This is a genomic window from Streptomyces flavofungini, from assembly GCF_014650815.1.
Classification (GTDB): domain Bacteria; phylum Actinomycetota; class Actinomycetes; order Streptomycetales; family Streptomycetaceae; genus Streptomyces; species Streptomyces flavofungini.
This window is the reverse complement of the sequence record NZ_BMVR01000002.1, coordinates 672,869-693,780: the sequence shown is the minus strand read 5'-3', so window position 1 is coordinate 693,780 and position 20,912 is coordinate 672,869. Positions and strand designations below refer to the sequence as shown.

15 protein-coding genes are annotated in these 20,912 nt (G+C 72.2%); 11 read left to right on the top strand and 4 right to left on the bottom strand.

Going from position 1 to position 20,912, the window contains the following annotated elements:
- Positions 1-18: 18 nt before the first annotated feature.
- Positions 19-1,638 carry an acyl-CoA carboxylase subunit beta gene (locus tag IE274_RS06835; protein WP_190114649.1) on the bottom strand — a complete coding sequence of 540 codons (1,620 nt, stop codon included), beginning with the start codon at positions 1,636-1,638 and terminating at the stop codon, positions 19-21.
- 150 nt (positions 1,639-1,788) lie between these two features.
- Between IE274_RS06835 and IE274_RS06830 the strand changes: the two genes are divergently transcribed.
- The 5 genes from IE274_RS06830 (at position 1,789) to hutH (ending at position 8,071) form a co-directional block, all read left to right on the top strand.
- The gene (locus tag IE274_RS06830) at positions 1,789-2,667 is read left to right on the top strand and encodes a biotin--[acetyl-CoA-carboxylase] ligase (RefSeq protein ID WP_190114648.1); all 879 of its coding nucleotides are present in this window, start codon (positions 1,789-1,791) and stop codon (positions 2,665-2,667) included.
- Positions 2,668-2,866: 199 nt separating this feature from the next.
- Complete coding sequence (locus tag IE274_RS06825) at positions 2,867-4,105, top strand: adenylate/guanylate cyclase domain-containing protein (protein WP_190114647.1); 1,239 nt, start codon at positions 2,867-2,869, stop codon at positions 4,103-4,105.
- Positions 4,106-4,189: 84 nt separating this feature from the next.
- Positions 4,190-4,984, top strand: a complete 795-nt coding sequence (locus tag IE274_RS06820) for an enoyl-CoA hydratase/isomerase family protein (RefSeq protein WP_190114646.1) — start codon at positions 4,190-4,192, stop codon at positions 4,982-4,984.
- A 193-nt stretch (positions 4,985-5,177) separates the two neighbouring features.
- Complete coding sequence (locus IE274_RS06815) at positions 5,178-6,326, top strand: GGDEF domain-containing protein (RefSeq protein WP_190114645.1); 1,149 nt, start codon at positions 5,178-5,180, stop codon at positions 6,324-6,326.
- Between the two features lie 206 nt (positions 6,327-6,532).
- The gene (hutH, locus tag IE274_RS06810) at positions 6,533-8,071 is read left to right on the top strand and encodes a histidine ammonia-lyase (RefSeq protein WP_190114764.1); all 1,539 of its coding nucleotides are present in this window, start codon (positions 6,533-6,535) and stop codon (positions 8,069-8,071) included.
- A 22-nt stretch (positions 8,072-8,093) separates the two neighbouring features.
- Here hutH and IE274_RS06805 read toward each other — a convergent pair whose 3' ends face one another.
- Together IE274_RS06805 and IE274_RS06800 are read right to left on the bottom strand one after the other, a co-directional pair.
- Positions 8,094-9,536, bottom strand: coding sequence for an APC family permease (locus IE274_RS06805; protein ID WP_229909314.1), 1,443 nt, complete (start codon positions 9,534-9,536; stop codon positions 8,094-8,096).
- Between the two features lie 206 nt (positions 9,537-9,742).
- Positions 9,743-10,021 (bottom strand): LAETG motif-containing sortase-dependent surface protein, encoded by a 279-nt coding sequence (locus IE274_RS06800; protein ID WP_190114643.1) that lies wholly within the window; start codon positions 10,019-10,021, stop codon positions 9,743-9,745.
- Positions 10,022-10,132: 111 nt separating this feature from the next.
- Between IE274_RS06800 and IE274_RS06795 the strand changes: the two genes are divergently transcribed.
- The 4 genes from IE274_RS06795 to IE274_RS06780 all read left to right on the top strand — a co-directional run bounded on the left by IE274_RS06795 (position 10,133) and on the right by IE274_RS06780 (position 19,094).
- The gene (locus tag IE274_RS06795; RefSeq protein ID WP_190114642.1) at positions 10,133-10,468 is read left to right on the top strand and encodes a hypothetical protein; all 336 of its coding nucleotides are present in this window, start codon (positions 10,133-10,135) and stop codon (positions 10,466-10,468) included.
- 236 nt (positions 10,469-10,704) lie between these two features.
- Positions 10,705-11,955 (top strand): L,D-transpeptidase, encoded by a 1,251-nt coding sequence (locus IE274_RS06790; protein WP_229909279.1) that lies wholly within the window; start codon positions 10,705-10,707, stop codon positions 11,953-11,955.
- 352 nt (positions 11,956-12,307) lie between these two features.
- On the top strand, positions 12,308-15,583 hold the full coding sequence (locus tag IE274_RS06785) for a S8 family peptidase (RefSeq protein WP_190114763.1): 3,276 nt from the start codon (positions 12,308-12,310) through the stop codon (positions 15,581-15,583).
- A gap of 166 nt (positions 15,584-15,749) precedes the next feature.
- Positions 15,750-19,094, top strand: coding sequence for a S8 family peptidase (locus tag IE274_RS06780; protein ID WP_190114640.1), 3,345 nt, complete (start codon positions 15,750-15,752; stop codon positions 19,092-19,094).
- A 139-nt stretch (positions 19,095-19,233) separates the two neighbouring features.
- Here the strand turns inward: IE274_RS06780 and IE274_RS06775 are convergent, their stop codons facing one another.
- Positions 19,234-19,608: a YybH family protein gene (locus tag IE274_RS06775; protein ID WP_190114639.1), complete on the bottom strand. Its 375-nt coding sequence runs from the start codon at positions 19,606-19,608 to the stop codon at positions 19,234-19,236.
- A gap of 25 nt (positions 19,609-19,633) precedes the next feature.
- Between IE274_RS06775 and IE274_RS06770 the strand changes: the two genes are divergently transcribed.
- Both IE274_RS06770 and IE274_RS06765 read left to right on the top strand, forming a co-directional pair.
- The gene (locus IE274_RS06770) at positions 19,634-20,056 is read left to right on the top strand and encodes a winged helix-turn-helix transcriptional regulator (protein WP_198897826.1); all 423 of its coding nucleotides are present in this window, start codon (positions 19,634-19,636) and stop codon (positions 20,054-20,056) included.
- Positions 20,053-20,841: a group II truncated hemoglobin gene (locus IE274_RS06765; RefSeq protein WP_190114637.1), complete on the top strand. Its 789-nt coding sequence runs from the start codon at positions 20,053-20,055 to the stop codon at positions 20,839-20,841. The genes IE274_RS06770 and IE274_RS06765 overlap by 4 nt, the downstream gene beginning before the upstream one ends.
- Positions 20,842-20,912: the final 71 nt, after the last annotated feature.

Genomic DNA, 20,912 nt, shown 5'->3' with positions numbered 1-20,912 from the left:
CTTCGGGGGCGGCACGGACTAGAGCGGGATGTTGCCGTGCTTCTTCGGAGGCAGGGATTCCCGCTTCGTCCGCAGCTGACGCAGTCCGCGTACGAGGTGCGAGCGGGTCTCCGACGGCAGGACCACGGCGTCGATGTAGCCGCGCTCGGCCGCCGTGTACGGGTTCAGGAGCGCGTCCTCGTACTCCTGGATGAGGCGGGCCCGGGTGGCCTCCTGGTCCGCCGGGTCGGCCGCCGCGATGGTGCGGCGGTGCAGGATGTTCACCGCGCCCTGCGCGCCCATCACCGCGATCTGCGCGGTCGGCCAGGCGAGGTTCAGGTCGGCGCCCAGGTGCTTGGAGCCCATCACGTCGTACGCGCCGCCGAACGCCTTGCGCGTGATGACGGTGATGAGGGGGACGGTGGCCTCGGCGTACGCGTAGATGAGCTTGGCGCCGCGCCGGATGATGCCCGTGTGCTCCTGGTCGACGCCCGGCAGGAAGCCCGGCACGTCCACGAAGGTGATCACGGGCACGTTGAACGCGTCGCAGGTGCGCACGAACCGCGCCGCCTTCTCGGACGCGTCGATGTCCAGGCAGCCCGCGAACTGCATCGGCTGGTTGGCGACGAGGCCCACCGGGTGGCCCTCGACGCGGCCGAAGCCCGTGATGATGTTCGGCGCGAACAGCGGCTGCGTCTCGAAGAACTCGGCGTCGTCCAGGACGTGCTCGAGCACCGTGTGCATGTCGTACGGCTGGTTCGCGCTGTCCGGCACCAGCGTGTCCAGCTCGCGGTCCTCGTCGGAGAGTTCGAGGTCCGCCTCCTCCGGGAAGGCCGGGGGCTCGGTCAGGTTGTTCGACGGCAGGTACGAGAGCAGCGACTTGACGTACTCGATGGCGTCCTTCTCGTCGCCCGCCATGTGGTGCGCCACGCCGGAGGTCGCGTTGTGCGTGCGGGCGCCGCCCAGCTCCTCGAAGCCGACGTCCTCGCCGGTGACCGTCTTGATGACGTCCGGGCCCGTGATGAACATGTGGGACGTCTGGTCGACCATGACCGTGAAGTCGGTGATCGCGGGCGAGTACACGGCGCCACCGGCACACGGCCCGACCACGAGACTGATCTGCGGGATCACCCCCGAAGCGTGGGTGTTCCTGCGGAAGATCTCCCCGTACATCCCGAGCGCCATCACGCCCTCCTGGATGCGGGCGCCGCCCGAGTCGTTGATGCCGATGACCGGACAGCCCGTCTTCAGGGCGAAGTCCATCACCTTCACGATCTTCTGGCCGAAGACCTCGCCGAGCGCACCGCCGAACACGGTGAAGTCCTGCGAGAACACCGCCACCGGACGGCCGTCCACGGTGCCGTACCCGGTTACCACGCCGTCCCCGTACGGACGGTTGGCCTCCAGGCCGAAGTTCGTCGAGCGGTGCTGGGCGAACTCGTCGAGCTCGACGAAGGACCCCTCGTCCAGAAGCAGTTCGACCCGCTCGCGCGCCGTCAGCTTCCCCTTCGCGTGCTGCTTCTCGACCGCCCGCGCGGAACCCGCGTGCTTCGCCTCGTCGATGCGGCGCCGCAGATCGGCGAGCTTGCCCGCCGTCGTGTGGATGTCGATCTCGGTGTCGGGCGTGTCGGCTTGGTTGGGCTCTTGCGGCTCGGACATCGGGTCGCGGCTCCCTGCCTGCTCAATGGGGACTGGGGCGGGTGACGGCGTGCGTTGGTGGCACGCGGTGCCAGCTGGCTACTGACCCGTAGCGTATCGGCGGGGATACGCCTGTGCAGTGCGGCGTTTACCACACCTAGGGTGGCTTGCATGACGCCGCCGAATGACTCAAACGACCCCCCGAACCGCTGGTCCGACCTCGACCGGCCGCCCCTCGACGCCGCCTCGCTGCGCCGTGCCCTCGTCCGCGAGGGCGGCCTGTGGACCTCCCTCGACGTCGTCGCCGCCACCGGCTCCACCAACACCGACCTCGCCGCCCGCGCCGACGAGCTGCCCGAGGGCGCGGTGCTCGTCGCCGAGGAGCAGAGCGCGGGGCGCGGGCGCCTCGACCGGCGCTGGAGCGCGCCCCCGCGCTCCGGCCTGTTCTTCTCCGTCCTCCTCAAGCCGGACGACGTGCCCGTGGAGCGGTGGGGCTGGCTCCCCCTCCTCACCGGCGTCGCCGTCGCCGCGGGCATCGCCCGCACCGCCGGGGTCGACACCGCCCTGAAGTGGCCCAACGACCTCCTGATCAAGGTCGACGGCGCGGAGCGCAAGGCCGGTGGCATCCTCGCGGAGCGCGCCGGATCCGTCGGCGGCGGCGGAATCGTCGTCGGCATCGGCGTCAACGTCACCCTGCGCGCCGACGAACTGCCCGTCCCCGGAGCGGGCTCGCTGGCGCTGGCCGGGGCCGTCGGCACGGACCGCGATCCGATCCTGCGCTCCGTACTGCGCGAACTGGAGCGCTGGTACCGCGAGTGGCGCGCCGCGAAGGGCGACCCGTCACTGACCCGCCTCCAGGAGGCGTACGCGGCCGGCTGCGCCACGCTCGGCCGCCGCGTCCGCGCCGAACTCCCCGGCGGCCGGGACGTCACCGGCGAGGCGGTGGCCGTGGACGGCGACGGCCGCCTGGTCCTGGCCACGGAGGACGGGGTGCGGGAGCCGGTGGGGGCGGGCGACGTGGTGCATCTGCGGGGGGCCGGGGAGGGGTGAGGCGGGGCGGCGGCGCGCCGCGGGCGGCGGGGGGCGCGGTCCCGGGTGGGCGGGGGCGGTGTCGTCGACGGTTCCGCGTGGGTGTCGGACGAAGGTCGGGTGGTGCGGCGCGCCGGAGTGGGGAGTGAGCTGCGGCACACCTGCCGTAAAGTTGGCGCCGGTCGATATCTGACCACGGCAGATCGGAAGGGCAGCAGGCGTGACCGTCGACGACACCGGCTCCGGCCAGGGCACACCCCCCGGCCCCGACGGTGCCCCCCGCCCGGCGGAATCGGCGTACCCCGAGAACGACGCGAGCGGCGCGGGCGACGACAGCCCGGCCCCCGACGAGAAGCCCGACGAACCGGACCTCGGCGTGGACGACGGCGGCCTGGACGATCTGGACGGCGAGGGCAAGAATCCGCTCGCGCTCCGGCTCGAACAGCTCATCCTCGGTGCGGACCGCCGCTACACCCCGTTCCAGGCGGCCCGCAGTGCCGGTGTCTCCATGGAGTTGGCCTCGCGCTTCTGGCGGGCCATGGGCTTCCCGGACATCGGTCAGGCCAAGGCGCTGACGGAGGCCGACGTGCTCGCGCTGCGGCGGCTCGCCGGTCTGGTGGAGGCGGGGCTGCTCAGCGAGGCCATGGCCGTGCAGGTGGCGCGCTCCACCGGACAGACCACCGCCCGCCTGGCCGAATGGCAGATCGACTCCTTCCTGGAGGGCCTCACGGAGCCGCCGGAGCCGGGCATGACCCGCACCGAGGTGACGTACCCCCTGGTGGAACTGCTCCTGCCGGAGCTCGAGGAGTTCCTCGTGTACGTGTGGCGGCGCCAGCTCGCCGCCGCCACCGGGCGCGTCGTGCAGGCCGCCGACGACGAGGAGATGGTCGACCGGCGGCTCGCCGTCGGGTTCGCCGACCTCGTCGGTTTCACGCGGCTGACCCGGCGCATGGAGGAGGAGGAACTGGGCGAGCTGGTCGAGGCGTTCGAGACCACCGCCGCGGACCTGGTCGCCGCGCACGGCGGGCGGCTCATCAAGACCCTCGGCGACGAGGTCCTCTACGCCGCCGACGACGCGGGCACCGCCGCGGAGATCGCGCTGCGCCTCATCGAGACCATGGCCAACGACGAGACCATGCCCGAGCTGCGCGTCGGCATCGCCTTCGGCACCGTCACCACGCGCATGGGCGACGTCTTCGGCACCACCGTGAACCTCGCGTCCCGGCTCACCTCGATAGCGCCGCGCGACGCCGTCCTCGTCGACGGCGCGCTCGCCGAGGAGCTGGTGCGCACCGGCGACGCGCCCGCCTCCGAGACGGAGGCCGCCGCCCTGGCCGAGAAGGCCGAGAAGGAGGGCGAGGAGCCGCCCGGCTACCGCTTCGCCCTGCAGCCCATGTGGCAGCGGCCCGTCCGCGGGCTCGGCATCGTCGAGCCCTGGCTGCTCGCCCGGCGCGGCTGACCCGTCCTCCGGGCCGGGTACCCAAGGGGCGCGTCGGCTGACATGATCGCCGGGTAACGGTCGTTAACCGGAGGTGGACTGGTCATGGGCGAGCGTCGGTTCGGGGAGTTCGTGGAGGTACGGCGGCACGGGTACGTGGCCGAGCTCGCGCTGGACCGGCCCAAGGCCATGAACGCCGTGTCCAGCGCCATGGCCCGGTCCATCGGCGAGGCCTGCGCGGCGCTCGCCGCCGACCCGGACGCCCGCGTCGTCGTCCTCACCTCCACCCATGAGCGCGCCTTCTGCGTCGGCGCCGACCTCAAGGAGCGGAACTCCTTCTCCGACGCCGAGTTGGTGCGCCAGCGGCCCGTCGCGCGCGGCGCCTACACCGGCGTCCTTGAACTGCCCATGCCGACTGTCGCCGCCGTCCACGGCTTCGCGCTCGGCGGCGGGTTCGAGCTCGCGCTCTCCTGCGACATCATCGTCGCCGACCCCACGGCCGTGGTCGGCCTGCCCGAGGTGTCCGTCGGTGTGATCCCCGGCGGCGGCGGTACGCAACTGCTGCCCCGGCGCGTGGGCGCCGCCCGCGCCGCCGAGCTGATCTTCTCCGCGCGGCGCGTGGAGGCCGCCGAGGCCAAGGAGTTGGGGCTCGTCGACATCGTCGCCGGGGACGGTGAGGACCGGGACGAGGCCCTCGCCCTCGCGGCGCGGATCGCGGGCAACTCGCCGGTCGGGCTGCGCGCCGCCAAGCGGGCGCTGCGCCTGGGGCACGGGCTTGACCTGCGGGCGGGGCTGGAGGTCGAGGACGCGGCCTGGCGGTCGGTGGCGTTCTCCGGGGATCGGGCGGAGGGCGTGGCCGCGTTCAACGAGAAGCGGAAGCCGCAGTGGCCCGGTGAGTAGGCGGGCGGGGCGCCGTCGATCGGCCTGCGGCCGCGTCCTCTAGCTCGCCCGGGCTCGGGAGGGGCAGGGGGTACCCCCACGACGGGCGGAAAGGGTGCCGGGGCCCGGGTGTCCCGGGGCCCCGCGGGCGGGTGGGCGTGGGGTTTGTGCACGCTGGTGTACTCAATGCGTGAAATGTCCGTAACCTGGAGCAATGGGTGAGGACGTCCGGCTGCGCGCCGTTGTGGCCCTGGCACAGGGCATGGCTGCCGCGCACACTCCGCGTGAGTCCTGGCGGGCCGCCGCCCAGGGCGCGCTGCTCGCCCTGGGCGGGAGCTTCGCCGCGCTGTCCGTGTGGGAGCGGGAGCGGGGGCGGCTGCGCGTGCTGGCCAACGTCGGTGAACGCGCCCCGGGGGAGGAGGAGTTCCCCGAGGGGGAGGCGTACCCGGTGCACCAGTTTCCGGAGATCACCGAGTTCCTGCACGAGCGCTGGGCCGGGGGCGGGGAGCCGCACGCGTGGGTGGAGACGGCGGGTGGGCCCGGGGAGCGGGAGCGGGCCGGGTACTGCCATCAGCGGGTGGCCGCGCTGCGCAGGAGGGGGCGCGGGTGTTGCGTGGTGGCGCCGATCGTGCTGCACGGGCGGGCGTGGGGGGAGCTGTACGTGGCCCGGCCGGTGGGGGCGCCGCCCTTCGCGCGGGGGGACGCGGACTTCGCCTCCGTGCTCGCGGCCGTGGTCGCCGCCGGGATCGCCCAGACGGAGCGGTTGGAGGAGGCGCGGCGGCTGGCCTTCACGGATTCCCTGACCGGGCTCGCCAATCGGCGTGCGGTCGATCTGCGGCTCGACGAGGCGGTGGAGCGGCACCGGGCGGAGGGGGCGGTGGTGAGCCTGGTCGTGTGCGACCTGAACGGGCTGAAGCGGGTCAACGACAGCCGTGGGCACGCGGTGGGGGACCGGCTGCTGGAGCGGTTCGGGTCGGTGCTGTCGCTGTGTGGGGCGATGCTGCCGGGGGCGCTCGCGGCGCGTCTTGGCGGGGACGAGTTCTGCCTGCTCTCGGTGGGGCCGTCGGCGGACGAGGTGGTGCGGGTGGCGGATGAACTGTGCGTGCGGGCCGGGGAGTTGGAGCTGGGGGACGGGGTCGCCTGCGGTGTGGCCTCCACGGGGGATCCGATCGGGGCGGTGCGGACGGCCCGGCGGTTGTTCCGGCTGGCGGACGCGGCTCAGTACCGGGCGAAGGCCGCGCGGGCGGCGAAGCCCGTGGTGGCGGGGCGGGAGGGGCCTGCGGGCGGGGACCCGGTGATCCGGCTCGCCGACTCGACGCGGCCCGCGGGGGCGGGGGAGCGGCGGCGCTTCCGCGGGCGGTAGGGGCGGGGCGCCCCTGGCGTCACGGTGCCGTGGGCCCGGGCGGTGCGGGCGCCGTCGGACCGGGCTGCGCCCACCCCCCGTCCGCGCCCTCGGCGCCGTACCACCCTCCCCGGCGGCGGCAGCCCGGCCCGCCCGTGGGGCCAAAGGCGGGGCAGGCGGACTCGTGACACGAGGCGATTCAGTGCGTAGGCTCCCTGAATATGGATATGCAGACCGTGGTGCTGGGTACCACCGGCACAACCGCAGAGGACGTCGTAGCCGTCGCCCGCCACAACGCACGCGTCGAACTCGGCGCGGACGCCGTCACCGCCCTCGCCGCGGCCCGCGAGATCGTGGACGCGCTCGCGGCCAAGCCGGAGCCCGTCTACGGCGTCAGCACCGGCTTCGGCGCGCTCGCCACCCGGCACATCGGCCCGGACCTGCGCGCCCAGTTGCAGCGGAACATCGTGCGTTCGCACGCGGCGGGCATGGGCCCGCGGGTGGAGCGCGAGGTCGTGCGCGCGCTGATGTTCCTGCGCCTGAAGACGGTCTGCTCGGGCCACACCGGCGTCCGCCCCGAGGTCGCGCAGACCATGGCGGACGTCCTGAACGCCGGGATCACCCCGGTCGTCCACGAGTACGGCTCCCTGGGCTGCTCCGGCGACCTCGCCCCGCTCAGCCACTGCGCGCTGACGCTGATGGGCGAGGGCGAGGCCGAGGGCCCGGACGGGGCGACCAAGCCCGCCGCCGACCTGCTCGCCGCACACGGCATCACCCCCGTCGAGCTGCGCGAGAAGGAGGGCCTCGCCCTCCTCAACGGCACCGACGGCATGCTCGGCATGCTGGTCATGGCCCTCGCCGACCTCGACACGCTCTACAAGTCCGCCGACGTCACCGCCGCCCTCAGCCTGGAGGCGCTGCTCGGCACCGCCAAGGTCCTCGCCCCCGAGCTGCACGCCATCCGCCCGCACCCGGGCCAGGCCGCCTCCGCCGCCAACATGGCCGCCGTGCTCGACGGTTCGGGCCTGACGGGCCACCACCAGGACGACGCGCCCCGCGTGCAGGACGCGTACTCGGTGCGCTGCGCCCCGCAGGTCGCGGGCGCGGGCCGGGACACGATCGCGCACGCGCGCCTGGTCGCCGAGCGCGAGCTGGCCGCCGCCGTCGACAACCCCGTCGTGCTGCCCGACGGCCGCGTCGAGTCCAACGGCAACTTCCACGGCGCCCCCGTGGCGTACGTCCTCGACTTCCTCGCCATCGCCGCCGCCGACCTCGGCTCGATCGCCGAGCGCCGCACCGACCGGCTGCTCGACAAGAACCGCAGCCACGGCCTGCCGCCGTTCCTCGCGGACGACGCGGGCGTCGACTCGGGCCTGATGATCGCCCAGTACACGCAGGCGGCCCTGGTCAGCGAGATGAAGCGGCTCGCGGTGCCCGCCTCCGCCGACTCCATCCCGTCCTCGGCGATGCAGGAGGACCACGTCTCCATGGGCTGGTCGGCCGCGCGCAAGCTGCGGACGGCCGTGGCCAATCTGGCGCGGATCATCGCGGTGGAGCTGTACGCGGCCACGCGCGCCGTCGAGCTGCGCACGGGCCTGACCCCGGCGCCCGCGAGCCGCGCCGTCATCGAGGCCGTCCGCAAGGCGGGCGTCGAGGGACCGGGCCCCGACCGCTACCTGGCGCCGGACCTCGCGGCGGCCGACGACTTCGTACGGCGGGGCGGGGTCGTCGCGGCCGCGGAGACGGTCACCGGCCCGCTGGCCTGACCCGGCAGGCCGCCCCCCGGCCCTAGGGCTTCGGCAGCGGCTCCGGCTCCGGCTCGTCCGGAGCCGGGCCGTCGCCCGCCGCACCGGCGGCGGCCCTGGCCACCGCCTCCTCTGCCTCCTCCGCCTCCGTGCGGAACTCCTCGCTGATCTCCTTCGGCCCGAACGGCCACACCTTCTCGAACCGCGCCCACACCACGAACGCCACGCACCCGAGCGCCACCCACGCCAGGGACCACTCGATGGGACGGCGGCCCGGCGAGTTCTCGTCCGCGTACCCGTAGATGACCAGCCAGCCCGCGAGGGCGACGAAGCTCGGCAGCGGGTAGAGCCACATGCGGTAGGGGCGGCGGAGGTGGGGCCTGCGGCGGCGCAGCACGGTCAGGGCCAGGATCTGGGCGAGCGCCTGCACCAGGACCATGACCGCGGTGAGCAGTTGGATGAGCGTGGCCAGGTCGGTGTGGCGGCCGATCAGGAAGCCCCCGGACGTCACCACGCCCATCGTCGCGAGGCCGAGCACCGGGAAGCGGTGCTGGGGGTGCAGCTTCGCGTACGGGCGGAAGAACACCCGGTCGCGGGCCGCGTCGTACGGCACCCGGGAGCCGCCCAGCAGCCCCGCGAAGACCGACGCGAACGCCGTGACGAGGATCAGCACGGTCACCGTGTCGGCCGCGCCCTTGCCCCAGGTCTCCTCCAGGACCGCCGAGGCGACGGACGTCGAGGCCACGTCGCCCGGGTCCGTCATGCGGTGCCAGTCGATGACACCGAGCGTGCCGATCTGCAGGAGCAGGTAGATCGTCATGATGCCGAGGATCGAGAAGACGATGGCGCGGGGCAGGGTGCGGCCCGGGTCCTTGATCTCGGCGCCCATGTACGCGGCCGTGTTGTAGCCGAGGTAGTCGTAGATGCCGATGGTCAGGCCCCCGGCGAAGCCCACCCAGAAGTGATTGCTCGTCACCTCGAAGGCGCCGGCGGGGTACGTGAACGCCAGGTCGGCGTCGAAGTGCGTGAGCGACGCGAGGATCACGCACCCGACCGAAACGATCATCACGACCCACATCACGGCCGTGATCCGCGCGATGTGCTCGATGCCCCGCCACAGCAGCGCGATGACGAGCGCGATGACGCCGAGCCCGATCAGGTCGCCGGTGGTCTGCCCCATGTCCGGCGCCAGATAGCCCAGGTACTGCACGAACCCGACGATGCCCGTGGACATGCCGATCGGGATGAACAGCATCGCCGTCCAGACGAACAGGAAGGGCATCAGGCGGCCCGTGCGGTACTGGAACGCCTGCCGCAGATAGACGTAGCTGCCGCCCGAGCCCGGCATGGCCGCGCTCAGCTCGGCCCACACGAGACCGTCGCACAGCGCGAGCAGCGCGCCCGCCACGAACCCGGTGACCGCCTGCGGCCCGCCGAACGCCGCCACCATCAGCGGGATCGTCACGAACGGCCCGATGCCGCACATCTGGCTCATGTTGATGGCCGTGGCCTGGAACGGGCCGACGCGGCGGGCAAAGCCCGGTTCCGGCACGGGAGCCTCCTGGGCGCGGGCGGTCGGTGCGGCTGATCGGCAAAGGTACGGACGATCGCCACCGCGCCCAAGAGGGCCGACGGTAAAGGGGAGTTCAGTTCTCCGTCAGTTTCCCGTCAGCAGTTCCCCGGCAGCCGCCGTCAGACGCCCTCCGCCCGCTCCCGCCGTATCGAGTACAGGACGAACCCCGCCCCGAGCCCCAGGAACGCCGTGCCCCCGGCCACGTACGGAGTCGTGTCGACGCCGCCGGTGTCGGCGAGGTGGCCGTGGGCTGTGGTGTGCGTCGAGGCCGCCGAGTGGCGGGCGATGTCACCCGGCGCGCCCGGCGACGCGGTCGCCTTCGCGGAGGGGACGAACCACAGGGCGCCGAGCAGGGCCCCGGCTGCGGCTGCGGTCAGCAGCGGTCGACGTGCGATCACGGGAAACGGATCCCCCTTGTGGAGCTGGCGAATTGGCCGTCTGGGGCGATGCTAGTGAAAGGCGCGGGTCGCGGGAAAGCCATGCCGGTGGGGGGCCGTACGCTCCGGCGTATGAGTACGGACGAGACATCACGCTTTGTGCGACTGCGCGTCGAATTGGTGGTCGAGGTCGGCGGCCCCGAGGACCTGCGCTCCACCGCCCTCGGGCGCATCGCCCAGGACACGTACATGCCGGAGGACGAGCGGGCGCACGCCCAGGCCGCCGTGAAGGAGGACGACGCGGAGGCCCTCGCCTACCTCGTGGACCCGGTCGACCTGGTCGGGAACGTCCCCGGCGTGGAGCTGACCCAGGCCTCGTGGAGCAGCGAGGTGATCGACTACGACCCCGATTCGCCGGAATGGGACCCGGACGAGCATGATGACGCCGAGGACGGCGACGAGCCGTAGCCGCGGCGGGCGGACAGCGCCCCGGGAAGCGTTTCCGAAACTGGGAGCCCCGGGCGGCAACCGCCGCCCGGGGCTCAGTCGTCTCTTGGACGCACGACTGTCCCGGCCGTCCCGCCGACGTGGCGTTCACCACATCTTCGGCTGAAATGGAACGGGATGAACCGGCAAGGCGTTAGGCGGGGTTGCGGGGGGACCCGCGGGGTCTTGGGGATTCGGCGACGATGGAGAAGCGTGTAATGACGGACAGTAAGCGGCGCAGGGGTCTGATGGCCGTGTCCGCCCTGGTCGGCGGGGTGCTTGTGCTCTCCGCCTGTAGCGACGACGGCGGCGGCAAGGACAGCTCGGGCAGCGGCAAGAAGTCGCAGAACCAGGTCGACGAGGCGGCGGCCGAGAAGACCTCCGAAGCCAAGATCGACATCGCGCCGAAGAACGGCTCCGACAATACCGGCATCAACAAGGACGCAAAGGTCACCGTGAGTGAGGGCACGCTCACGAACGTGGTCATGAAGGCGGAGGGCGGCGCCGCCGTCGCGGGTGACATATCCGCGGACAAGAAGTCCTGGCGGCCCAGCGCCCAGCTGGAGCGCGCCACCACGTACAAGATCGCGGTGACGGCGAAGGACTCCGAGGGCCGCAAGGCGCACGAGAACTCCTCGTTCACGACCGTCTCGAAGGCCAACAGCTTCATCGGCAGCTTCACGCCGGAGGACGGCTCGACGGTCGGCGTGGGCATGCCGGTGTCGATCAACTTCGACAAGGCGATCACGAACAGGAAGTCCGTGCAGTCGCGGGTGAAGGTGTCGTCCAGCAGCGGTCAGGAGATCGTCGGGCACTGGTTCGGGGCGAACCGCCTCGACTTCCGCCCGCAGGACTACTGGAAGGGCAACTCCACGGTCACGCTGAAGCTGAACCTGGACGGCGTCGAGGGTGCCGACGGGGTCTACGGCGTCCAGCAGAAGACCGTCACCTTCAAGATCGGCCGCAACCAGGTCTCGGTCGTCGACGCCAAGACCAAGCAGATGAAGATCATGCGGGACGGCAAGGTCGTCAAGACCATCCCGATCTCCGCGGGCTCGCCGGACAACAAGACGTACAACGGCAAGATGGTGATCTCCGAGAAGTTCAAGGAGACCCGGATGAACGGCGCCACCGTCGGCTTCACGGACAACGACGGCAAGGGCGAGTACGACATCAAGGACGTGCCGCACGCCATGCGCCTGTCCAGCTCCGGCACCTTCATCCACGGCAACTACTGGGGCTCGCCGTCGATCTTCGGCAACGCGAACACCAGCCACGGCTGCATCGGCCTGCAGGACGCGAAGGGCGCGGGCGACAAGTCGAAGCCCGGCGCCTGGTTCTTCGAGAACTCGATCACCGGTGACGTCGTGGACGTCCGCAACACCGGCGACAAGACGATCGCGCCGGACAACGGCCTCAACGGCTGGAACATGAGCTGGTCGCAGTGGAAGGCGGGCTCCGCCCTCTGACCGGCGCCCGCCCTCGGCCCACGTGAAGTGGCCCGCACCCCGCCGGGGTGCGGGCCACTTCCGTGTGTGCGGGGGTGCGGGCCGCCTCCGTCCGTGCCCGGCGTGCCGTGCGTGCCGCGTCGTGTCGGTCGTGTTGCGGCACCATGTTGAACCGGCCAACAACTTCAACTAATCACTTCTGCCTCATAGTTGAGCAGATATCGTCCCCCTCGACATACTGCGTGACTCAGTGCTTTCACCTTGAGGGGGAAACTTGCTCAGACAAGTCCAGAAAGCGAAGAGACCGGTCACCGCACGGCGTGCGGCCGCGGCCGCCGTCGCCACCGCGGCGGCCGTGGCACTCGCGGCGGGCATGACCAGCCCGGCGCAGGCCGACCCGGACCCGACCCGCCCCGCCGGTACGTCGGCGGACGAGGTCAGGGTGCCGGTACGCCACCACATCACGTTGCTCACCGGCGACCGCGTCACCGTCGACACCTCCGGGCGCGTCACCGCGTTCGACCCCGCCAAGGGCCGTGAGCGGATACCCGTGCGCACCGTCCAGCGGGACGGACACACCCTGGTCATACCGGCGGACGCCCAGCGCCTGATCGCCGACGGCACGCTCGACCAGCGCCTTTTCGACGTCACCGAGCTGAGCAAGAAGGCCAACCGCACCGCCCAGCAGCAGGGCCTGAAGGTCATCGTGGCCTACAAGGGCGCGGCCGCCGCGGCCAAGGCCGATGTGCGCGACGCGGGCGGCACCAAGCTCCGCCGCACCCTGAAGACCCTCAACGCCGACGCGGTCCTCACCCCGAAGCAGGACGCCGCCCGGCTCTGGCAGTCCCTGACGGCCGAGCGGGACGGGGCGCGCACGACTGCCGCCGGCATCAGCCGCGTCTGGCTGGACGGGGTGCGCCGCACCAACCTCGACAAGTCCGTCCGGCAGATCGGCGCGCCGAAGGCGTGGGAGGCCGGGTACGACGGCAAGGGCGTCAAGATCGCCGTCCTGGACACCGGTGTCGACGCCACCCACCCGGACCTGAAGGAACAGGTCGTCGGGGCGAAGAACTTCACGCCGTCACCCGACACCAAGGACCGCGTCGGCCACGGCACGCACGTCGCGTCCATCGCGGCGGGCACCGGCACCAAGAACGCCCTGTACAAGGGCGTCGCGCCCGGCGCCAAGGTGCTTGCGGGCAAGGTCCTGGGGGACACCGGCTCCGGCGACGACTCCGGCATCATCGCGGGCATCGACTGGGCCGCGGCCGAGGGCGCCGACGTGGTGAACCTGAGCCTCGGCGGCGGCGACACGCCCGGCGTGGACCCGCTGGAGGCGGCGGTCGACAAGGTCTCCGCGGACAAGGGCATCCTCTTCGCGATCGCCGCCGGGAACGACGGCTCGCCCCGCTCGGTCGGCTCGCCGGGCAGCGCGGACGCGGCGCTGACCGTCGGCGCGGTCGACGACAACGACAAGCTGGCCCAGTTCTCCAGCCAGGGCCCGCGGATCGGCGACGGCGCCATCAAGCCCGACGTGACCGCGCCCGGTGTCGACATCACCGCGGCCGCCGCGCCCGGCAGCGAGATCGAGAAGGAGGTCGGCCAGAAGCCCGAGGGCTATCTGACGATCTCCGGCACGTCGATGGCGACCCCGCACGCCGCGGGCGCCGCCGCCCTCCTCAAGCAGCAGCACCCGGACTGGAAGCAGCCGGAGCTGAAGGGCGCCCTGACCGCGTCCACCAAGGGCGGCAAGTACACGGCGTTCCAGCAGGGTTCGGGCCGCATCGCCGTGGACCAGGCCATCAAGCAGTCGGTGATCGCCGACCCGGTGTCGGTCAGCTTCGGCACCCAGCTGTGGCCGCACACCGACGACAAGCCGGTCACCAAGAAGGTCACCTACAGGAACCTCGGCAAGGAGGAGGTCACCCTCGACCTCACCGCCGAGGCCAGTGACCCGACGGGCAAGCCCGCGCCGGACGGGTTCTTCACCCTCGGCGCCAAGAAGGTCACCGTCCCCGCGGGCGGTACGGCCTCGGTCGACCTCACGGCCGACACGCGCCTGGGCGGCGCGGTCGACGGCGCCTACTCCGCGTACGTCGTGGCGAGCGGCGGCGGGCAGAGCGTCCGCACGGCCGCCGCGGTCGACCGCGAGGTGGAGTCGTACGACCTCACCGTCAAGCACATCGGCCGTGACGGGCAGGCCGCGAAGTACTACAACACCTCCCTCGTCGGCCTCTCCGGGCTCGGCAAGGAGCAGTTCCTCCAGGTGCACGACGACTCCGGGACCGCCAAGGTCCGCGTGCCCAAGGGCGGTTACGTCCTGGACGCCGGGATCTTCGTCGACCCGGAGGACATCACCAAGGGCGCCGACTGGATCGCGCAGCCGAAGCTGGACGTCGGCAAGGACGCGACGGTGACGGTGGACGCGCGCACCGCCAAGCCGGTCGACATCAGCGTGCCGTCGTCCGCCGCGAAGTCCGAGTTCGCCTCGCCCTCGTACGAGATCACCGCGGGCGGCGACGGGTACGGCTTCGGCTGGTGGCTGGACCGCTACGACGGGCTGCGCAGCGCGCACCTCGGCCCGCAGGTCACCGACGGCTCGCTCCTGCAGAAGTGGGAGGGCCACTGGACGAAGGGCGAGAAGGCGCAGTACAGCACCGTCGCCGGCGGCCCCGTGAAGAAGCTCGCGACCGGCTACACCCGCGAGTACAAGGAGTCCGAGCTCGCCACCGTGAAGGCGGGCCTCGGCGCGTCCTCCAGCGGCAAGAAGGCCACCGCCACCGCGTTCGGCAGGCTCCCCGGCAGCTTCAGCGCCACCGGCCTCAGCGTGCCGCAGAAGGCGCCGGGCACCCGCACCCTGTACGTCTCCACGGACGACAAGGTCACCTGGAGCCTGGAGTACGAGCAGCAGGGCGGCGTCGACCCGGACGGCTGGCCGATCGTCGACGCGTCGTACACGCTGGGCAAGCCGCAGGCGTTCGGCGCGGGCAAGACGTACACGAAGACGTTCAACACGGCCGTGATCGGGCCGCGCGTCGGCGGTGACTACGGCGTGGTGCGCAACGGCGACAAGCTCGCGGGCTTCCTGCCGGTGTTCGCCGACGGCAAGACCCACGCGGGCGGCTCGCGCGTCACCTCGGTGAAGACGACGCTGGCCCGCAACGGCACCCAGATCGGCACCAACGACGACCCGCTGACCGGTGAGAAGCCGTTCACGGTCCCCGCCGCTGACGCCGAGTACAAGCTGTCGACGTCGGTGAAGCGCTCGGTGGCCGTCGCCGCGGCCTCCACGCGGATCGACGCGAGCTGGGTGTTCCGCTCCAAGAAGACGACCGCCGCCACGAAGCTGCCGGTCTCCGGCGTGCGCGTCGACGCGGCCGTCGGCCTCGACAGCCGGGCCCCCGCGGGCGCCAAGCAGTCCGTGCCGGTGTCGGTGACGGGTGCGGGCGCGGGTGCCAACCTCAAGTCGCTGTACTTCTACGCCAGTTACGACTACGGCCAGCAGTGGGAGCGGCTGGAGGTCAAGAACGGCAAGGTCGAGGTCAAGAACCCGGAGAAGGGCAAGGCGATCTCGTTCCACGCCAAGATCACGGACAAGAAGGGCAACAAGTCCACGATCTCGATCTACAACGCGTACTACGGGAAGTGACCCTTCCCGTACTGCTCGCGCAGCGCGGAAACTGACCCGCGTCCGGCGGGAACCCACCTGGTTCCCGCGGACAGTTGAAGGAGTGTGAGGAGCGGCTCCCGGGGCCCGACGGGCCCCGGGAGCCGCTTCCTGTCCACGGAACACACTTCGACGGCAGGGGGTTGGTGTGCGGCAGCACAGGAATCAGCACAGGAAGAAGGCGTGCGCGGTGGTGATCGCCGTGGCGCTGGGGGCGGGGGTGGTCGGGCCCGCGGGTGCCGGGGCGGACTCCCGGGGCTCCGGGCGGGCGCCCGCGCAGGCCGGGCCCCCGCACCGCGCGCAGGCCGGCCCCGCACAGCACCTCACCCTCGTCACCGGCGACCGTGTCACCGTCGGGCCCAAGGGCCGCCTGCTCCGCTTCACCCCGGCCAAGGGGCGCGAGCGCATACCCGTGAGCACCCGGACCGTGCGCGGGCACGCGCTGGTCCTGCCCTACGACGCCGAGCGGCTCATCGCAGAGGGCAAGGTCGACCGGCGGCTCTTCGACATCACCGAGCTGACCAGCAAGGTGAACCGCAAGGCCCAGCGGCAGGGCCTGCGGCTGATCGTCGGCTACCGGGGCACCGCGCGCGCCGCCAGGGCCGGTGTCCGCGCGGCCGGTGACACGACGGTCCGCCGGGGACTGACGTCCCTGAACGCGGACGCCGTGACCACCCCCGCGCGGGACGCGTCCGCTCTCTGGAAGAGCCTGACGGGCGAGCGCGGCACCGCGTCCGGCGTCAGCCGCGTCTGGCTGGACGGGACGCGGCGGGCGAGCCTCGACAAGTCCGTCCGGCAGATCGGCGCGCCGAAGGCCTGGCAGGCCGGGTACGACGGCAAGGGCGTCAAGATCGCCGTTCTGGACACCGGTGTCGACGCCACCCACCCGGACCTGAAGGAACAGGTCGTCGGGGCGAAGAACTTCACGCCGTCACCCGACACCAAGGACCGCGTCGGCCACGGCACGCACGTCGCGTCCACAGCGGCCGGTACCGGGGCCAAGTCGGGCGGCAGGTTCAAGGGCGTCGCGCCCGGGGCCAAGGTCCTGAACGGCAAGGTCCTCGGCGACGACGGCAGGGGCAGCGACTCCGGGATCATCGCGGGCATGGAGTGGGCGGCCGCGCAGGGTGCCGACGTCGTCAACCTCAGCCTGGGCGGCGCCGACGACATCGGCGTCGACCCGCTGGAGGAGGCGGTCAACAGGCTCTCCGCCGACCGGGGCGTCCTGTTCGCCGTCGCGGCGGGCAACGAGGGCTATCGCGGCTCCATCGACTCGCCGGGCAGCGCGGACGCGGCGCTGACCGTCGGCGCGGTCGACGGCCACGACAAGCCGGCGGGCTTCTCCAGCGAGGGGCCGCGCGCCGGTGACGCCGCGGTCAAGCCGGACGTGACGGCGCCCGGTGTCGACATCACGGCCGCCGCGGCCCCCGGCAGTGGGATCGAGAAGGAGGTCGGCCAGAAGCCCGAGGGCTATCTGACGATCTCCGGCACGTCGATGGCCACCCCGCACGCCGCGGGCGCCGCCGCCCTCCTCAAGCAGCGGCACCCCGACTGGCAGGCGGCCGACCTCAAGCGGGCCCTGACGTCGTCCACGAAGGGCGGCACCTACACGCCGTACCAGCAGGGTTCGGGCCGTATCGCCGTCGACAAGGCCATGAAGCAGACCGTGGTCGCCGACCCGGTGTCGCTGAACCTCGGCGCGCCGAAGTGGCCGCACGCCGACGACAAGCCGGTCACCAAGAAGGTGACGTACAGCAACCTCGGTACGAAGGACGTCACCCTCGACCTCACGGTGACCGCCACCGACCCGAAGGGGCGACCGGCTCCGGACGGCTTCTACACGCTCGGCGCGAAGAAGGTGACGGTGCCCGCGGGCGGACGCGCGGCCGTCGACCTGACGGCGCACACCGAGCTCGGCGGCTCGGGGCGCGGCACCTACTCCGCGTACGTCGTGGCGAAGGGCGGCGGCCAGTCCGTCCGCACGGCCGCCGTGGTCCAGCGCGAAGGGGAGGCGTACGACCTGACGCTGAAGTACGTCGGGCGGGACGGCCGGCCCGCCAGGTTCTACTCGTCCGGCCTCATCGGTCTGAGCGGGCCCGCAGCCGATGCGGACTTCGAGGTCCACGACGTCTCCGGAACGGTCAAGCTCCGGGTGCCCAGGGGCGGTTACCTCCTCGACGCCAAGATCTACGAGGACCCGGAGGACGCCGCCAAGGGCATCGACTGGCTCGCCCGGCCGAAGCTGGACGTCACCAGGGACATGACACTGAAGGTGGACGCGCGGGCGGCGAAGCCGGTCGACGTCACGGTGCCCGACCAGGGCGCCGAGCAGGTGACCGCCTATCCCCAGTTCGAGCTGCCGGACGACATCCGCGCGGGAGTGGGAGTCGATTCCTACGCCCAGCTGCGCACCGCGCACCTCGGCCCCGAGGTCACGGACGGCTCGCTGCACCAGCAGTGGGCCGGGTCGTGGGTCAAGGGCGGCGACGAGCAGTACGACATCCTCGTCGGCGGCAAGGTCGACCGGCTCGCGACCGGCTACACCAGGCACTTCGAGGACAGCGAACTCGCCACCCTGAAGACCCGCTTCGGAGCGTCGGCCAAGGGCAAGAGGGGGGTGGTCGGCGCCACGGGGTGGCTGCCCGGGGGCAGCGGTATCGGCACCGGCTGGATGGCCCCGCAGGACGCCCACACCACGCGGACGTTCCACGTGTCCACGGCGGACAAGGTGGAGTGGGACACGTTCTTCGACCAGTTGGCGACGGATCAGAACGGCGACGTGATCTCCGAGGCGAGCTACGGGGTCCACTCGCCGGCGACGTACCAGCCGGGCAGGACCTACACGAGGACGTTCAACACGGCCGTGTTCGGGCCGCGCCTCGGCGGTGACCTGGGGATCTACCGCGAGGGCAACGAGATCTCCGGCTTCGTGCCGGTGGTCGCCGACGGCGAGGGGAACGAGGGCGATTCGCTCTTCTCTTCGGTGCGGACGACCCTGTACCGCGACGGCCGCAAGATCGGCGAGAACAAGGACCCGCTCTCCGGCAGCGAGGCCTTCAAGGTTCCCGCGGCGGACGCCGGGTACCGCCTCGTCACGTCCGTGCGGCGGGACCCGCGCGTGGCGCCCGTCTCCTCGCGCGTCGACGCGAGCTGGACGTTCCGCTCCAAGAAGGTCGCCGGGGAGGTACGGCTGCCCGCGTCGACGGTCCGCTTCACACCGAAGGTGGGACTGGACAGCCGGGTGCCCGCCGGGGTGACCCAGTCCGTGCCGGTGACGGTCCAGGGCTCCGCCGCGGGCGACAACCTCAAGTCCCTTGCCGTGTACGTCTCCCGCGACCGGGGCCGCACCTGGAAGAAGGCGACGGTGCGCGACGGCCGGATCTCCGTACGGAACCCGGCCGCGGGCAAGTCGGTCTCCTTCCGCGCCGAGGTCGAGGACAAGAAGGGGAACAAGGCGACGGTGGCGATCCGCGACGCGTACTACGGGAAGTGAGGGGCGCCGCGTACGGCGCGAGCTGAAGGATCCGTACGGCGCGAGCTGAGGGATCCGCACGGCGCGAGCTGAGGGATCCGCACGGCGCGATACGAGGGACGCGTGCCTCCACGGGGGTGGGGCACGCGTCCCGTCGCGTTCAGGCGTCCCGGCGCCCGGCACCGAACGGGCTGTCGATCAGATATCGCCAGTACCCGTCGGCACCCCGGCGCGCCACGTCCGTGGCGGTGGCCCGCACCGTGCCGTCGATCTCCCAGTCGACGAGGAGGAGCGCGGTGTCACCCGCGACGTGCACATGCCGGGGCGTCACCGAGACGGGCAGGCCGAGGGCGAGGAACGGGGCGTTCTGCGCGGCGATCGCGTCGGCGCCGTGGACGGGGGTACCCGACTCGGGGACGAAGCAGGCACCGGGTTCGTACAGCTCGCGCACGGCGTCCGGGTCGCCGCTGTTGAAGCGTTCGGCGAACGCCGACGGGACGTCCTCGGGGCGCTGGGGCAGGATGAAAGTGCTCATGACCGGCACAGTAGGAGGCGCGTCCGTGGCTCACCGAACGGTAAGGCAGGCACCCCCGGCCACCCGGGAGCCGCGCCCCGGCCTGCCCGACGACCCCCGCGCCCGCGTCCCCGCACCGAGCCCCGACTGCCCCGTCGAGGTCACCCTCGCGGCGCTTCGTGGGCGCTGGACGACGCTTTTGGTGCGCGAGTTGCTCGCGGGTGACGTGTACGCGTACAGCGAACTGGCAGCCGCGCTCCCGCAGTTGTCCGACAAAGTACTTGCGGAGCGGCTGGCGCAGCTGACCGCCGCCGGAGTCGTCCGGCGCACCCGGACTCCCGGATGGCCGCCCACCGTCACCTATGAACTGACGTCGCACGGCCGGGATCTGGGTCCAGTCCTGCAGGCTCTCTGGGACTGGGGCGCCCAGCACCCGGCTCCCAGGGAAGAGGAAACCGTCACCCCATGAGCACCCACACCGTCGAGTACATCCGCTACCGCGTCCCCGAGGACCGCGCCGCCGAGTTCCTGTCCGCGTACACCCTCGCGGCCGTGCCGCTGGCCGCCGCGCCGCAGTGCGTGGACTACGAACTCACGCGCTGCGAAGAGGATTTCGAGCACTTCATCCTGCGCATCACCTGGACGTCCACGAAAGACCACCTGGAGGGCTTCAGATCCTCCCAGCAGTTCAGGGACTTCTTCGCGCACATCCGTCCGTACGTCGAGAACATCGAGGAGATGCGGCACTACACCCCGACGTCCGTGCGCGGATCGGGCGCCTCCACGCCGACGCTGTACGCGTGGGCGGGCGGCACGGAGCGCTTCGACCGCCTCACCGAGGCCTTCTACGAGAAGGTCCTCGCCGACGACCTGCTCGCCCCGGTCTTCGCGGGCCTCGCGCCCGAGCACGCCGCGCACGTCGCGCAGTGGCTCGGCGAGGTCTTCGGCGGCCCGGCGGTGTACTCCAAGGAGCACGGCGGGGAGGGCGGCTCCGGTGCCCACGCCCACATGGTCGGCAAGCACTTCGGCAAGGGCATCACGGAGCCCCAGCGGCGCCGCTGGGTGAACCTCATCCAGGACGCGGCGGACGAGGCGGGGCTGCCGACGGACGCGGAGTTCCGCTCGGCGTTCGTGGCGTACATCGAGTGGGGTACGCGCCTCGCGGTGTACTTCTCGGGGCCGGACGCGGCGCGTCCCGCCGGGCAGCCGGTGCCGCTGTGGAACTGGGGGGCGGCGCCGCCTTACCAGCCCTGATCTCTCGTTCGGGGAGGAAGCGGGCGGGCGCGGACGCGCGGCGGGTACCGTGAAGACGGGACCCGGTCGCG

Bases quoted from the DNA above. Each gene is read 5' to 3' on its own strand.
- IE274_RS06835 (WP_190114649.1), bottom strand. From the start codon at position 1,638: ATGTCCGAGCCGCAAGAGCCCAACCAAGCCGACACGCCCGACACCGAG.
- IE274_RS06830 (WP_190114648.1), top strand. From the start codon at position 1,789: ATGACGCCGCCGAATGACTCAAACGACCCCCCGAACCGCTGGTCCGAC.
- IE274_RS06820 (WP_190114646.1), top strand. From the start codon at position 4,190: ATGGGCGAGCGTCGGTTCGGGGAGTTCGTGGAGGTACGGCGGCACGGG.
- IE274_RS06815 (WP_190114645.1), top strand. From the start codon at position 5,178: ATGGGTGAGGACGTCCGGCTGCGCGCCGTTGTGGCCCTGGCACAGGGC.
- hutH (WP_190114764.1), top strand. From the start codon at position 6,533: ATGCAGACCGTGGTGCTGGGTACCACCGGCACAACCGCAGAGGACGTC.
- IE274_RS06805 (WP_229909314.1), bottom strand. From the start codon at position 9,536: ATGTGCGGCATCGGGCCGTTCGTGACGATCCCGCTGATGGTGGCGGCG.
- IE274_RS06795 (WP_190114642.1), top strand. From the start codon at position 10,133: ATGAGTACGGACGAGACATCACGCTTTGTGCGACTGCGCGTCGAATTG.
- IE274_RS06790 (WP_229909279.1), top strand. From the start codon at position 10,705: ATGACGGACAGTAAGCGGCGCAGGGGTCTGATGGCCGTGTCCGCCCTG.
- IE274_RS06785 (WP_190114763.1), top strand. From the start codon at position 12,308: ATGACCAGCCCGGCGCAGGCCGACCCGGACCCGACCCGCCCCGCCGGT.
- IE274_RS06775 (WP_190114639.1), bottom strand. From the start codon at position 19,608: ATGAGCACTTTCATCCTGCCCCAGCGCCCCGAGGACGTCCCGTCGGCG.
- IE274_RS06765 (WP_190114637.1), top strand. From the start codon at position 20,053: ATGAGCACCCACACCGTCGAGTACATCCGCTACCGCGTCCCCGAGGAC.